Raw genomic sequence first — 13,366 nt, 5'->3', positions numbered from 1 at the left:
CAAGCAATGATCGAGGCCAGAGGCCTGACGAAGAAGTACGGCGCGAAGACAGCCGTTGACGGCGTCACGTTCACCGTACAGCCGGGCCAGGTGACGGGCTTCCTGGGCCCGAACGGCGCCGGCAAGTCGACCACCATGCGCATGATCGTGGGTCTGGACCGGCCCACCGCCGGCACGGTCACCGTGAACGGCAAGCCGTACGCCGCACACCGCCGTCCGCTCGCGGAGGTGGGCGCGCTGCTCGACGCGAAGGCCGTGCACACCGGCCGCACCGCGCGCAACCACCTGCTCGCCATGGCAGCCACCCATGGCATCCCGACCAAGCGTGTCGACGAGGTGATCGACCTCACAGGCCTGCAGCCCGTCGCGAGCAAGCGCGTGGGCGGCTTCTCCCTCGGCATGGGGCAGCGCCTCGGCATCGCCGCGGCCCTGCTCGGTGACCCGCGCACGCTCATCCTCGACGAGCCCGTCAACGGGCTCGACCCGGAGGGTGTGCTCTGGGTCCGCAACATCGCGAGGTTCCTCGCGTCCGAGGGCCGCACCGTCTTCCTGTCCAGCCACCTGATGAGCGAGGTCGCCCTCACGGCCGACCACGTGCTCGTCATCGGCAAGGGCCGCATCCTCGCCGACGCCCCCGTCTCGGAGATCCTCGACGGCGCCGAGCGCAAGCTCGTGCGGGTGCGGTCGCCGCAGGCCACGGAGCTCGCGGAGCTCCTCAAGGGACAGAACGCCCAGGTGGACGACATCGAGCCCGGCCTGCTGGAGGTCCGCGGCAGCAACGCGGCCGCCGTCGGCGAGCTCGCCGCCTCCTCGAAGATCGTGCTGCACGAGCTCACGCCCGTCGCGTCCACGCTCGAAGAGGCCTACATGTCACTGACCGCCGATTCGGTCGAGTACCAGTCCGAGGACATAGCGGCCCACGCGGGCACGCGGTCCGATCTCGAGGGGAGCAAGGCATGAGCGCGACGGTCACGGCTCCGCGCGGACCGGCGTCGGGCCCGACGGTGGGGCGCACTCCGGTGCAGAACGTCACCTTCTGGCGAGCGCTGCACTCGGAGTGGATCAAGCTGTGGACGCTGCGCTCGACGTGGTGGACGCTCGGCCCGACCGTCGCGGTGATGGTGGGCTTCGCCTTCGCCATGGCGCTCGTGGCACAGTTCCTCGGCGACCAGATGGCCGAGGCCGGGCCCGAGGTGGAGGCCGCAGGGGCGGGCGGAATAATCCCCGGGCCGTTGGTCGTGGCCTTCGGGTTCGAGACCGCCGCGCTCGTCGTCGCGGTGCTGGGCTCCATGATCATCACCGGCGAGTACAGCACCGGGATGATTCGCTCCACCTTCGCCGCCGTGCCCGACCGCCTCACCGCCTTCTTCGCGAAGGCCACGGTTCTCGCAGGGGTCACCGCGGTACTGACGGCCGTGTCGCTCGCGATCGCGTGGGCCGTGACCTACCCGATCCTCGACGCCAACAACTCCACGGTCGACTTCTCGGACGGCACGCAGGTGCGACAGCTCGGCGGCGTCGTGCTCTATGTCGTGCTCGTGGCGCTCTTCTCCCTGGGAATCGGCGCCCTGCTGCGCCACACCGCCGGAGCGATCTTCACCGTGGTTGCGCTGTTCTTCGTCGTGCCGACGATCTTCACCGGCGCGGCCGCCTTCGCCAGCGACATCGACTGGGTCGTGTGGGTGACCAAGCTGCTGCCCAGCGTGGCGGGCGCCCAGATCACCCCGACCGCCGGGGCCGTCCCCGACGCGCTCGACCCCTGGGTGGGTATCAGCGTGCTGGCCGGCTACACGGTGCTGGTCCTGGCCGGCGCGGCGACGCGCCTCAAGCTCCAGGACGCGTAGCAACCTGCGCGTCGGCCCCGCGGCCCGCACCGACGTCCTCCGGGACGCCCGGTGCGGACCGCGGGGCCTCGGTCGTTCCGGTCGCAGGCTGCCTCGCGCTGCGCCATCGTGGTCTGCGGACCTGAAGAAGCCGGGCCCCGATCCTGAACCCGATCGGAAGGGCGCACCATGGCGCGCGACAGGAATCCCGTCAACCATGTCCCCGAGCTGCACGCCCAGGAGGGCGACCGTCTGACGACGGCGCAGGGCGCCGGTGTCGACGACACCGACCACTCCCTGACCGCAGGACCCCGCGGCCCTGTGCTGCTCGAAGATCACCACCTGCGCGAGAAGATCACGCACTTCGACCACGAACGCATACCGGAGCGCGTGGTGCATGCCCGCGGTGCCGGTGTGCACGGTGCCTTCCGGGCGTACGGCAACGCGGCGTCCGTGACCAAGGCCGCCTTCCTCGCCACGCCCGACGAGGAGACCGAGGTCTTCGTCCGGTTCTCCACGGTGCTCGGCTCTCGCGGCTCCGCCGACACCGTGCGTGACGTGCGGGGCTTCGCCACGAAGTTCCACACCAGCGAGGGCACCTTTGACCTGGTGGGCAACAACTTCCCGGTGTTCTTCATCCAGGACGCCGTGAAGTTTCCCGACATCATCCACGCGGGCAAGCCGGAGCCCGACCGCGAGATCCCGCAGGCGCAGACCGCGCACGACACGTTCTGGGACTTCATCGGCTCCCACACCGAGTCCACGCACATGGCGATGTGGGCGATGTCGGACCGCGGCATCCCGCGCAGCTACCGCACCATGGAGGGGTTCGGCGTCCACACGTTCCGGATGGAGGCGGCCGACGGGACGACGTCGCTCGTGAAGTTCCACTGGAAGCCGGCCCTGGGCATCCACTCCCAGGTGTGGGAGGAGGCCCAGATCACGCAGGGCGCCGACCCGGACTTCCACCGCCGCGACCTCTACGACTCCATCGCGGCGGGCGCGTTCCCGCAGTGGGAGCTGGGGCTGCAGATCATGCCCGACACCGTCGACGAGACGTTCGAGGGCATCGACCTGCTGGACCCCACCAAGATCGTCCCGGAGGAGATCTGCCCCGTGCAGGCCGTCGGGCTCCTGACGCTCACCGAGGCTCCGGAGAACTTCTTCGCCGAGACCGAGCAGGTGGCGTTCCACGTGGATCACGTGGTGCCCGGTATCCAGGTCACGAACGACCCGCTCATGCAGGGCCGCCTGTTCTCCTACCTGGACACCCAGCTCACGCGGCTCGGCGGCCCCAACTTCGCCCAGCTGCCGGTGAACCGTCCCCGGACCGCCGTGAACGACATGTTCCGTGACGGGATGCACCAGCAGGCGGTGCACTCGGGCATCGTGGCCTACAAGCCGAACCAGATCGACGACGACCTGCCGCGGACCTCGCCAGAGGGCGAGGACGCCTTCGTGACGATCCCCACGCCGGTGTCGGGCGAGAAGGGGCGCCACCACCCGGTGTCGTTCACCGACCACTTCAGCCAGGCCCGCCTGTTCTGGCTGTCGCTAACGCCGGTCGAGCAGGCGCACGAGGTCGAGGCGTTCACGTTCGAGCTCGGCAAGTGCCTGCGCCAGGAGGTCAAGGAGGGTGTGCTCGCGTCCCTGGCGTGCGTGGACACCGACCTCGTGGCACGGGTGGCCGCTGGCCTCGGGCTGCCGGTCCCCGACGGGGAGGTGCCGGACGGCGTCGTGCCGTCCCCCGCGCTGTCCCAGATCCCGGCCGAGCCCGGCCGCGTGGACGGCCGGGTCGTGGGCGTCCTGGTGGCAGACGGCGGTGACCTCTCACCGGTCGCCGACCTCCGGACCGCCTACGCCGACGAGCACGTGGTGGTCCGCGTCATAGCCACCCACGGCGGCGAGGTCTCGGGCAGCTCGGGCGAGACGGAGTCAGCGGACCGCACGCTGCTCACCACCCGCTCCGTGGAGTACGACGCCGTCGTGATCGCCACGGGCGTCGCCGGCAGCGTCGTGGCGGCGGAGCCACGCACCGCCGTCCTGCTCCAGGAGGCGTTCCGGCACGGGAAGCCGGTCGTGGCGCTCGGCGACGGCGTCGACCTGCTCACCTCTACCGGCGTCGACACCTCGGCGCCAGGGGTGCTGGCCTGCGAGAGCGTGCGGGACTGCGTGCAGCCCCTGCGTGACGCGCTCGGGATGCACCGCTCCTGGGAGCGTCTGTCGATGTTCGCCGGCTGATCCGCTCTGTCCGGTAGCGCGCTGCTCGGCAGCGCCTGCCGGTCAGAGCGTTCCCCGTGCGATGGCAGACGGCGAAGTCGACCCAAGAACCGTTTGCAAAGGTTTCCTTGCAAAGACGTGTTGGCATGCGTAGGGTGGGGCCCGAGCCAGCCCACCGCACCACCACACCGAAGAGCCAGGAGAACCACGATGAGCGCCTATGCACCCGCCGTCCGTACCGCCGTACCACAGCCCGTCGGGGTTCCCGTCGCGGCAGCTGCCGCCGCTCGCCGGCGATCCGCCGCACCGGGCGCCGGCGACCGGGCTGCGCAGCGCCGCGAGATCGAGCGTGCCGAGCGGCAGCGCGCCCAGGCCGATCGCGTGCGCGACAACCAGGCGGCACGCCATCCCCTCGCCCTGCGCTGACTGCCAGCCGTCGACCGCCGCCGTCCTGCGTCGACGATCCGGTCCGATCGACGGTGAGTAGGTAACGTCCTGCCTATGGCGACAGCACACAAGGACTCCCCGGGCAGACCGGCGGACCGAGACGCCGGCTCACGCTCGGGGCCACCGGCACCGCGGGCCGTGCCGGACCTGTCCGAGCCAGCGGCCGCGGGCCGACCGGCCGAGCTCGACCCGGCGGCGCTACGCACGCTCGCCCATCCGCTGCGCATCCGCATCCTCGATCTGCTGCCGATCCGGGGGCCGCTCACCGCCAGCAAGCTCGGCGAGATCGTCGGCGAGTCCAGTGGTTCGACGAGCTACCACCTCCGCCAGCTCGCCAAGCACGGCCTGGTCCGCGAGGTGGAGGGCAAGGGCACGGCCCGGGAGCGCTGGTGGGAGCGCACGCCCGGCGGATTCAGCATCTCCAGTGCTGGAAAGGGTTCCCCGGCGGGTCGCCAGACCGCCGAGGCCGTCAACATGGAGTTTCTTCGCCTCCGCAACGAACGGGTGGCAGCGTTCGCCCGTGCGGGGCAGGACGTGGACGAGGAGGTGCTCGAGTCGTGGCTGGGGGCCGCTACGTTCGCCACGGTCAACAGGTGGGCGACGCGGGAGCAGATGACGGCGATCGTCGAAGCCTGGGAACGGTTCGCCGCGGAGCACCTCGAACCGCTGAGCACGCAGGAGGGCGAGCCCGGAGCCATGCCGTTCGAGGTCCATTTCGACGTGTTTCCCACGGTCGACGCGGCAGGGAACCCGCTCTGAGGTACACGGGCTGAGTACGCGGTCTGCCGTGAGCAGATCTGCGGCGGGCAGAGATCACTACCCCGCCGGCCTGTACGGGGCAATGGTGGAGACATGACCGAGACAAGCCACAGCCAGCCCTTCGACGACCATCTCGCGACACGTCTGCTGCACCAGCGGATCGTCCTGATCGGCACGGAGATCGACGACGCCGTCGCCAACCGCGTGACCTCGCAGCTCCTGCTGCTCTCCGCCGAGGACTCCGGCGCGGACATCAGCATCTACATCAACTCCCCCGGCGGATCCATCAGCGCCGGGCTCGCCGTCTTCGACACCATGAAGCTCCTGCCGAACGCCGTCTCGACCGTCGCCGTCGGGTTCGCGGGCAGCATGGGGCAGTTCCTGCTCGCCGCGGGAACCAAGGGCAAGCGGTACGCGCTCCCGCACGCGCGGATCATGATGCACCAGCCGTCGGGCGGTGTCGGCGGCACGACGGCCGACGTCGTCATCCAGGCCGAGAACATCCGCCACGTGAAGGACCTGATGATCCGCCTGCAGTCGGAGCACACCGGCCAGCCCGCCGACACGGTCGCCGCGGACTCGGAGCGCGACCGCTGGTTCACGGCCGAGCAGGCACTGGCCTACGGCATGGTCGACAAGATCGTGGACCAGGTGAACGACGTCCGGCCCGGCGGAAGGCGGCGCGCCGGGCTCTGAGCACGCGGCCGCGTCGCGCGCGACTGGCTTGGGCGACCTGCGCGTCTCATGCCGCCAGCAGCACGACCTCGCCACGCTGCCCGACGCCGGAGGTGCCGGTCGGTGCCGCGCGTTCGGGCTGGAGCGGGTGCCGGGACGACGAGAAGCCGGCCGCACGGCGAGCCGCTGACGACAGCACCCGAACCCTGCTCTTCTCCTCCTGCGCAGCCAGCGCGAGAGCGAGCTCGGCCCACGCACGCTCCACGAGGTCGACCAGACGCATGCCGAGCGCCTCGCACACGGCGGCCAGCACCTCTGACGAGGCCTCCTTGCGGCCGCGCTCGATCTCCGACAGGTAGGCCGTGGAGACCCGTGCGTCCGTGGCGACGTCGGCCAGCGTGCGGCGCTGCTCGCGGCGCGTGGTCCGCAGGATGCCACCCACCAGGTCACGCAGCAGCGGTTCACGGGCGTGTTCGAGGGTGCCGGGTCTGCCCCCGGGCCCGCCCCCGTCCGTGGTGCCGAGCCCAGCCGTACGTGCGGTACCTGTTGAGATCAATGCCATCTGCCCACTCCCGCCGTTGGTACCCGTCACGCTACCCAACCCCACTGACGCTCCGGGTCGTTCCGGCGTCTGCTCCTGGCGTAAACGCCGGGAGCAGGGACGGGAGCGGCAGGGTGCGTGTCAGTAGCTCCTGGCACCATGGGACCACCGACCAGGAAGGGACAGTGGTGTTCGGATCTATCGAGGTGCGCGGGGCTCGCGAGAACAACCTGCAGGGAGTTTCCATCGACATCCCCAAGCGGAAGCTCACCGTGTTCACGGGGGTTTCCGGGTCGGGCAAGAGCTCGCTCGTCTTCGGCACCGTCGCCGCGGAGTCGCGGCGCCTGATCGACGAGACGTATCCGGCATTTCTTCAGGGCTTCATGCCGTCCCGCCCGCGACCTGACGTCGACACCCTGTCGAACCTGTCGGCGGCGATCGTCGTGGACCAGGAACCCATGGGGGCCAACGCACGCTCGACGGTCGGCACGGCCACCGACGCCTACACGATGCTGCGCGTCATCTGGTCGCGGCTCGGCCAGCCGTACATCGGCGGGTCCAACCTCTTCTCCTTCAACGACCCGCAAGGCATGTGCGGCAGCTGCGAGGGCCTGGGCCGCGTCTCCGCCATCGACACGGAAGCCCTCGTGGACCGCGGCAAGTCGCTGGCCGATGGTGCCATCACGTTCCCCAACTTCGGGGTCGGCACCTGGTACTGGAAGGTCTACGCCGACTCCGGCCTGTTCGACGTCGACAAGCCGCTGGCGGACTACACCGACACCGAGTGGCACGACCTGATGTACGGCGCCGAGCGGAAGGTCGTCTCGGGTGGCATCAACGTCACCTACGAGTCGCTGGTCCCCAAGATCACGCGGCTCTACCTCGTCAAGGACGTCGAGTCGATGAAGGGCGCGATGCGGGCCGCCGTCGACCGGCTCGCCACGTTCACCTCGTGCCCGGCGTGCGGCGGCACACGGCTCAACGACCGGGCACGGTCGTCGCTCGTCAAGGGCAAGCACATCGGCGAGGCCGCGGCCATGCAGCTCACGGACCTCGCCGAGCTGGTGAGCGACCTGGCCGACCCGCAGGTCCAGCCCATCCTCGACGGCCTGGGCGACCTGCTCTCCACGTTCGAGCAGATCGGGCTGGGGTACCTGTCGCTGGACCGGGAGTCGTCGTCGCTGTCCGGCGGAGAGGCCCAGCGCACCAAGATGGTGCGGCACATGGGGTCGGCCCTGACGGACATGACCTATGTGTTCGACGAGCCGACCATCGGCCTGCACCCGCACGACGTGCGACAGATGAACGCGCTGCTCCGGCGCCTGCGAGACAAGGGCAACACGGTGCTCGTCGTCGAGCACAAGCCCGAGGTCATGACCGCTGCCGACCACCTCGTCGACATGGGCCCTGGCGCCGGCACGCACGGCGGCACCGTCGTCTACCAGGGCGACCTCGCCGGGCTCCGCACCTCCGGGACCGCGACGGGCAAGCACCTGGACCAGGCGGTCACGGTCAAGCAGACACCGCGTACCCCGACGGGAGTGCTCCGGATCGAGCACGCGACCCTGCACAACCTCCAGGACGTCTCTGTCGACGTCCCGCTCGGGGTGCTCGTGGCGGTGACCGGCGTGGCCGGGTCGGGCAAGAGCTCGCTCATCCACGGCTGCCTGCCGCGTGACGGTGTCACGTTCGTGGACCAGTCCGCGATCCGCGGGTCGCGGCGTTCCAACCCTGCCACCTACACCGGGATCCTCGAGCCCATCCGCAAGCAGTACGCCCGCGCGAACGGCGTCAAGCCAGCGCTGTTCAGCGCGAACTCGGCCGGCGCCTGCCCGGAGTGCAAGGGTGTGGGCCTCATCTACACCGACCTCGCCTTCATGGCGGGCGTCGCGAGCCCGTGCGAAGCGTGCGGTGGCAAGCGGTTCACCGACGAGGTGCTGGGCTACACGCTGCGCGGCAAGAACATCGCCGACGTGCTGACCATGTCCGTCGAGGAGGCTCTGGGCTTCTTCACGGAGAAGTCGGTGCTGCCGATGCTGTCCCGGCTGTTCGACGTCGGGCTGCACTACATCTCGCTCGGGCAGCACCTCAACACTCTGTCCGGCGGCGAGCGGCAGCGGCTCAAGCTCGCGATCGAGATGGGGGGCGACACCCCGGCGTTCGTGCTCGACGAACCCACCGCGGGCCTGCACATGCAGGACGTCGACAACCTCGCCGGCTTGCTGGACCGGCTCGTCGACTCGGGCCGGTCCGTCATCGTGGTCGAGCACAACCTGTCGGTCGTCGCCCGCGCGGACTGGGTGATCGACATGGGCCCCGGCGGTGGGCACGACGGTGGACGTGTCGTCTTCGAGGGCACCCCCGCCGACCTGGCCCGTGAGGAGAGGTCGCTGACGGGCCGCCACCTCGCCGAGCTGCTCGCCTGATCGTGTGCCGCGCCCACACGCCGACGCCCGGCGCCCAGCGATCAGAGGCGGGTCTCGATGAACGCGGCCGTCTGCTGGGCGATCAGGTCCGGCTCGTACTGGAACACGTAGTGGCCGACGTCGAGCTGGACGAGCTCCGCACCCGCCTGGTCGGCGAACTCGGTGTTGGCGGGCACCCAGAAGTCGCCGATCTCCTCACCGTCGGACACGAACATGAGCATCGGGTCGTCGGGCATGTCGCCCGCCTGCACGGTTGCCGCGTTGTCGAGGAGCGCGAGGCCTTCGGCGTACAGCGTGTCGTTGAGGAAGTTGCGGTGGGTCAGCATCTCCTGCTGGGCGATCTGGTCGCCGTCCAGCCCAGCGGTCAGGTCGTCACCACCCAGGACCCTTGAGAGCCCGACGAGCTTCAGCTTTCGCCCCAGGTCCATCGTGGCCTTCTCAGCCTCGAAGTCGAGCGAGTCGTAGGAGTGCGGGACAGACATGTCGAGGCCGACCACACCGGCCACCTCGTTCGGGTAGGTCTGCGCCCAGTACAGGGCTTCGAGCCCGCCCATCGAGTGCGCCGCCAGGACGTAGGGCGGCTTCTCCCCGGCCTGACGCAGCGCTTCGCGAGTGTTCTCGAGCACGGCGGCCACGTCCCGATCGGCGTCGACGGTGTCGGAGTACCCGTAACCGAACCGCTCGACCACGACGGTGCGGAACTCGTCGTCGAGGCGATCCGTCAGCGGTTTGAAGGCGTAGATCGGCGCGGCCGTCCCTGCCCCGGAGATCAAGACGATCGTCGGCTCATCGTTCTTCGGCCCCTGCCCGCTCACGGACATCTGGTGCTCGTCGACCGTCGTCATCTGCCCCACGGGCTCGAGCTCGCTCGCCTCGTGGCGGAGCATGATGTGGTGGTAGCCGGTGAAGCCGCCGATCAGCACGAGCGCGGTGGCGAGCAGGCCCGCCAGGGTCTTGCCGATGAACCTCAGGGCTCGCATGCCATCTCCGTCACTGGAAGCGCGACCTCCCTGTCGGAGGTGCGTCGCTCTGCATCCAGTCTTCCGGCGGCGTCACCGCTGCGGCAGGGCGCCAGCCCCCGAGTCGCGCACCGGATCACCCCACCCGGAAAGGTGGGCAGACCCACCAAGACGGTGGTGAGCTCAAGGCCGACGCCGGTGCCCCCACCCGGATTCGAACCGGGACTGTGCCGGGTTTAAGCCGGCTGCCTCTGCCAGTTGGGCTATGGGGGCGCACCGCAGAGACTACCGAGCCCTCCGCACAAACGGCGGACCACGCCAGTTCTGCGTTCCAGAGGTCGAGAGCGCAGAAGATGGCATGGCCCGCGGAGGATCACATGGCCGCGACGGCACAGCCGGAGCCGACCAGCGTCAGAGGGTCAGTCCCGCGCGCCCGACTCCGCGCGCGAGGCGGATGACTCCGCCCGCTGATCGACCTTCTCGCCCACCGGCTTCGGCGGCACGGAGGCGTTGCGGAACTCCTGGCGCGGGTCGTGCAGCGAGCCCAGCGAGACCAGCTCACGGCCCATGAGGAACTGTCCGACCCAGCCGATCAGGATGCGGACCTTGCGGTTACCGGTCGGCATCGCCATGACGTGGTAGCCACGGTGCGCGACCCAGGCCGGGAACCCGCGGAGCTTGACGAAGCCGAACAGCTCGGCGACGCCCTTGTACAGACCCAGCGACGCGACGACGCCCAGGTTCTTGTGGTCGTAGTCGACGGCGGGCTTGTCCTTGTAGAGCGCCACGATGTTGTCGGCCAGGCGGACCGCCTCGCGGATCGCGTGCTGCGCGTTCGGCGGGCAGAACTTGCCCGGGTTGTTCACGTCCGGCACCGCGGCGCAGTCGCCGGCGGCCCAGGCGCCCTCGACGACCTCGCCGTCCTCCGTCGCGATCTGCAGCGTCGGGAGCACGATGGCGCGGCCCATCTTGTCGAACGGGAGGTCCGACGCCTCCTTGATGACCGGGTTCGCCTTGACGCCGGCGGTCCACACGATGGTCTCGGTGTCGAACTCGACGCCCGTCGACGTCACCACGTGCCCGTCCACGCAGGACGAGAGGAAGGTGTTGAGGTGGAACTCGATGCCGCGCTTCTTCAGCTCGGCGAGCGCGTACTCGCCCATCGGCTCGGTGACCTCGGGCAGGATGCGGCCGGCGCCCTCGATCATGACGAACCGCAGGTCGGACGCCTCGATCGTGTTGTACTGCCGCGTCGCATAGCGCGCCATGTCCTCGATCTCGGCGAGGGCCTCGATACCGGCGAACCCGCCACCCACGAACGTGAACGTGAGCATGCGCTTGCGCAGGTCGGCGTCCCACGTGGAGGACGCGACGTCCAGGCGGTTGATCACGTGGTTGCGGACCGCGATGGCCTCTTCCACGTTCTTGAAGCCGATGGCCGCCTCCGCGAGACCCGGGATGGGCAGCGTGCGCGACACCGAGCCGAGGCCGACGACCAGCTGGTCGTACGACACCTCGTACTCGTCGCCCGACTCGGGCTGGATCTTCACGGCCTTGCGCCCGTGCTCGATCGCGCTGACCTTGCCCTGCAGCACATCGATGCCCTTGAGGGCCTTGCGGTGCGGCGCGACGACGTCGCGGGCGTCGATCGACCCAGCGGCCGCCTCGGGCAGGAAGGGCGCGTACGTCATGTACGGCCGCGGGTCGACGACCACGATGGCCGCTTCCCGCTTCTTCAGCTTCTTACGCAGCCGGCGCGCCACGTAGAGGCCGACGGACCCGCCGCCGAGCACCACGATGCGCGGCACCTTCCGCGGGCGCGGCGTGCTCGCCGGATCGGAAGCATGGCTGACCGAGGTCAGGTCGTTCTGAGGCATGATTCCCAGGGTACCGCGCGCCTCGCATCTCTACCGACACGACGAAGAGCGGCGTGTGCGTGATGCACACCACGCCGCCATCGCCGTTGCAGGAACTTCCTCGATCCTCTGGCCACCACAACGGACCACCCCCACCGGTAGTTCCCGGTCGGCGGAAGTCCGTCGTGCTGGGCCGGGTCAGTCGGCCTGCGTCGCCTCGAGCGTCGGCACGGGCGGACAGGGCGTCACTGCTGGTGATGGTGTTCATCGAGCTACCTTTTCCTCTCACCGAGAAGTCCGGCCACGGTGTCGGCGAACTCCTGCCACTCCTTGCGCTGGGTCTTCAGCACCTGGCGCCCGTGCGGAGTGATGCCGTAGTACTTCCGATGCGGCCCGGACTCCGAGGGCACCACGTAGCTCGTGAGCGAGCCGCTCGCGTACAGGCGGCGCAGCGTGCCGTAGACGGAGGCCTCACCGGACTCGACACCGCTCGCCCGCAGCCGACGGACGATGTCGTACCCGTAGCCGTCCTCCTGCTCGACGACCGCGAGCACCGCGGCGTCGAGCACTCCCTTGAGCAGCTGCGTCGTGTCCACGAGATGCACGGTACCGCGCAATGCGTAATAGCGCGACGACGTCCGCGGATCTCATCTCGTGGCAGCTCACGCCATGGACAGCGCGATCCCGTCAAGGATGTCGTGCTCGCTCGTCACCACGCTGGTCAGCGACCCGCCCGCCGCCGCGACCTCCGCCGCGACACGGGTGACCACCTCGGACCAGACGAGGGCGCCCGCAGCGATCACGTCGACCCGCCCCGGGTGCAGGAAGCCCATCGCCGCTCGTTCGGCTCGCGGCGCGGCGAGGAGCGCCTCACAGGAGGCCAGCACCGCCGAGACCGGCAGCTCCGCCTGGTTCACGCGCTCGCGCGAGTACTCGGTCAGCTCCAGCGCGTGCGCGGTCACGGTCGTGATCGACCCGGCCAGCCCGACCAGGGTCGCGGTCTTCGCGAGCGGGACCACGCGGGCGGCGTCGTCCAGGTGGGCCCGCACGTCCCGACGGGCCGCCGCGGCCTCGGCGGCCGACGGCGGATCGCTGTGCAGGTGGCGCTCCGTCATCCGCACCGAACCGATGTCCATCGAGACGCTCGCGTCCACCGATGCCGTGCCGAGGACCAGCTCGGTGGATCCCCCGCCGAGGTCGACCACGAGGAACGGTCCTGCGTGCGCCTCGGCCACCGCGCCGGTGGCGCCGCGGAAGGACAGCTGCGCCTCCTCCGCACCGGTGATGACCTCGACGTCGACGCCGAGCGCGGCGCGGACGCCGTCGAAGAACTCGTCCCGGTTCCGCGCGTCCCGCGTGGCTGACGTCGCCACGAACCGCACCTGCTGCGCCCCGGCGGCCTCGATCGCGGCCGCGTACTCTCGCGTCACCGCGAGGGTGCGCCCCAGCGCCTCTGGCGCCAGCTCACCGGTGCGGTCCACCCCCTGGCCCAGCCGCACCACCTCCATGCGGCGGTCGAGCTCGGTGAGGTTTCCGGCGGCATCGACGTCCGCGACCAGCAGGCGGATCGAGTTGGTGCCGCAGTCGATCGCGGCTACGCGAGAGGAAGTCACGCGAAGATTCTTCCAGCCCCAGCGCCCCGAGGACGTCGGACGTGCCG

Annotated in this window: 12 protein-coding genes and 1 tRNA gene; 7 read left to right on the top strand and 6 right to left on the bottom strand. The window is 70.0% G+C overall.

Translation table 11 applies throughout. The annotated features are described in order from the left end of the window. The first annotated feature begins 6 nt into the window (after positions 1-6). The 6 genes from APR04_RS16540 (at position 7) to APR04_RS16515 (ending at position 5,945) form a co-directional block, all read left to right on the top strand. On the top strand, positions 7-960 hold the full coding sequence (locus tag APR04_RS16540; protein ID WP_253872050.1) for an ABC transporter ATP-binding protein: 954 nt from the start codon (positions 7-9) through the stop codon (positions 958-960). Beyond that, on the top strand, positions 957-1,844 hold the full coding sequence (locus tag APR04_RS16535; RefSeq protein ID WP_253872048.1) for an ABC transporter permease: 888 nt from the start codon (positions 957-959) through the stop codon (positions 1,842-1,844). Before APR04_RS16540 ends, APR04_RS16535 begins: the two co-directional genes overlap by 4 nt. Positions 1,845-2,012: 168 nt before the next feature. Beyond that, the gene (locus APR04_RS16530; protein WP_253872045.1) at positions 2,013-4,064 is read left to right on the top strand and encodes a catalase; all 2,052 of its coding nucleotides are present in this window, start codon (positions 2,013-2,015) and stop codon (positions 4,062-4,064) included. A 189-nt stretch (positions 4,065-4,253) separates the two neighbouring features. Further along, positions 4,254-4,469: a hypothetical protein gene (locus APR04_RS16525; RefSeq protein WP_253872043.1), complete on the top strand. Its 216-nt coding sequence runs from the start codon at positions 4,254-4,256 to the stop codon at positions 4,467-4,469. A 75-nt stretch (positions 4,470-4,544) separates the two neighbouring features. Continuing rightward, positions 4,545-5,249 carry a winged helix-turn-helix domain-containing protein gene (locus tag APR04_RS16520; RefSeq protein ID WP_253872041.1) on the top strand — a complete coding sequence of 235 codons (705 nt, stop codon included), beginning with the start codon at positions 4,545-4,547 and terminating at the stop codon, positions 5,247-5,249. Positions 5,250-5,342: 93 nt separating this feature from the next. Then, positions 5,343-5,945 (top strand): ClpP family protease, encoded by a 603-nt coding sequence (locus tag APR04_RS16515; protein WP_253872039.1) that lies wholly within the window; start codon positions 5,343-5,345, stop codon positions 5,943-5,945. 46 nt (positions 5,946-5,991) lie between these two features. Here the strand turns inward: APR04_RS16515 and APR04_RS30595 are convergent, their stop codons facing one another. Beyond that, entirely contained in the window at positions 5,992-6,486 is a 495-nt protein-coding gene (locus APR04_RS30595) for a helix-turn-helix domain-containing protein (protein WP_301312606.1), read from the bottom strand. Between the two features lie 164 nt (positions 6,487-6,650). Here APR04_RS30595 and APR04_RS16505 point away from each other — a divergent pair, with 164 nt between their 5' ends. Beyond that, positions 6,651-8,891, top strand: a complete 2,241-nt coding sequence (locus APR04_RS16505) for an excinuclease ABC subunit UvrA (protein WP_253872037.1) — start codon at positions 6,651-6,653, stop codon at positions 8,889-8,891. 41 nt (positions 8,892-8,932) lie between these two features. Here the strand turns inward: APR04_RS16505 and APR04_RS16500 are convergent, their stop codons facing one another. The 5 genes from APR04_RS16500 to APR04_RS16480 all read right to left on the bottom strand — a co-directional run bounded on the left by APR04_RS16500 (position 8,933) and on the right by APR04_RS16480 (position 13,319). Beyond that, entirely contained in the window at positions 8,933-9,871 is a 939-nt protein-coding gene (locus tag APR04_RS16500) for an alpha/beta fold hydrolase (protein ID WP_253872035.1), read from the bottom strand. A gap of 178 nt (positions 9,872-10,049) precedes the next feature. Beyond that, positions 10,050-10,123: transfer RNA gene (locus APR04_RS16495), tRNA-Leu, on the bottom strand. A gap of 146 nt (positions 10,124-10,269) precedes the next feature. Next, positions 10,270-11,727, bottom strand: coding sequence for an NAD(P)/FAD-dependent oxidoreductase (locus APR04_RS16490; protein WP_253872034.1), 1,458 nt, complete (start codon positions 11,725-11,727; stop codon positions 10,270-10,272). Between the two features lie 251 nt (positions 11,728-11,978). Beyond that, positions 11,979-12,302, bottom strand: coding sequence for a PadR family transcriptional regulator (locus APR04_RS16485; protein WP_253872033.1), 324 nt, complete (start codon positions 12,300-12,302; stop codon positions 11,979-11,981). 66 nt (positions 12,303-12,368) lie between these two features. Beyond that, positions 12,369-13,319 carry a Ppx/GppA phosphatase family protein gene (locus tag APR04_RS16480; protein WP_253872032.1) on the bottom strand — a complete coding sequence of 317 codons (951 nt, stop codon included), beginning with the start codon at positions 13,317-13,319 and terminating at the stop codon, positions 12,369-12,371. Between the last annotated feature and the right edge of the window lie 47 nt (positions 13,320-13,366).

The organism is Promicromonospora umidemergens, assembly GCF_024171995.1.
GTDB classification, from domain to species: domain Bacteria; phylum Actinomycetota; class Actinomycetes; order Actinomycetales; family Cellulomonadaceae; genus Promicromonospora; species Promicromonospora umidemergens.
The sequence above is the reverse complement of the archived record's forward strand: the minus strand, read 5'-3'. Positions and strand labels throughout refer to the sequence as shown.

Excerpts from the sequence above, each read along its gene's own strand:
- APR04_RS16525 (WP_253872043.1), top strand. The coding sequence starts at position 4,254 with ATGAGCGCCTATGCACCCGCCGTCCGTACCGCCGTACCACAGCCCGTC.
- APR04_RS16535 (WP_253872048.1), top strand. The coding sequence starts at position 957 with ATGAGCGCGACGGTCACGGCTCCGCGCGGACCGGCGTCGGGCCCGACG.
- APR04_RS16490 (WP_253872034.1), bottom strand. The coding sequence starts at position 11,727 with ATGCCTCAGAACGACCTGACCTCGGTCAGCCATGCTTCCGATCCGGCG.
- APR04_RS16500 (WP_253872035.1), bottom strand. The coding sequence starts at position 9,871 with ATGCGAGCCCTGAGGTTCATCGGCAAGACCCTGGCGGGCCTGCTCGCC.
- APR04_RS16540 (WP_253872050.1), top strand. The coding sequence starts at position 7 with ATGATCGAGGCCAGAGGCCTGACGAAGAAGTACGGCGCGAAGACAGCC.
- APR04_RS16515 (WP_253872039.1), top strand. The coding sequence starts at position 5,343 with ATGACCGAGACAAGCCACAGCCAGCCCTTCGACGACCATCTCGCGACA.
- APR04_RS16530 (WP_253872045.1), top strand. The coding sequence starts at position 2,013 with ATGGCGCGCGACAGGAATCCCGTCAACCATGTCCCCGAGCTGCACGCC.
- APR04_RS16520 (WP_253872041.1), top strand. The coding sequence starts at position 4,545 with ATGGCGACAGCACACAAGGACTCCCCGGGCAGACCGGCGGACCGAGAC.
- APR04_RS30595 (WP_301312606.1), bottom strand. The coding sequence starts at position 6,486 with ATGGCATTGATCTCAACAGGTACCGCACGTACGGCTGGGCTCGGCACC.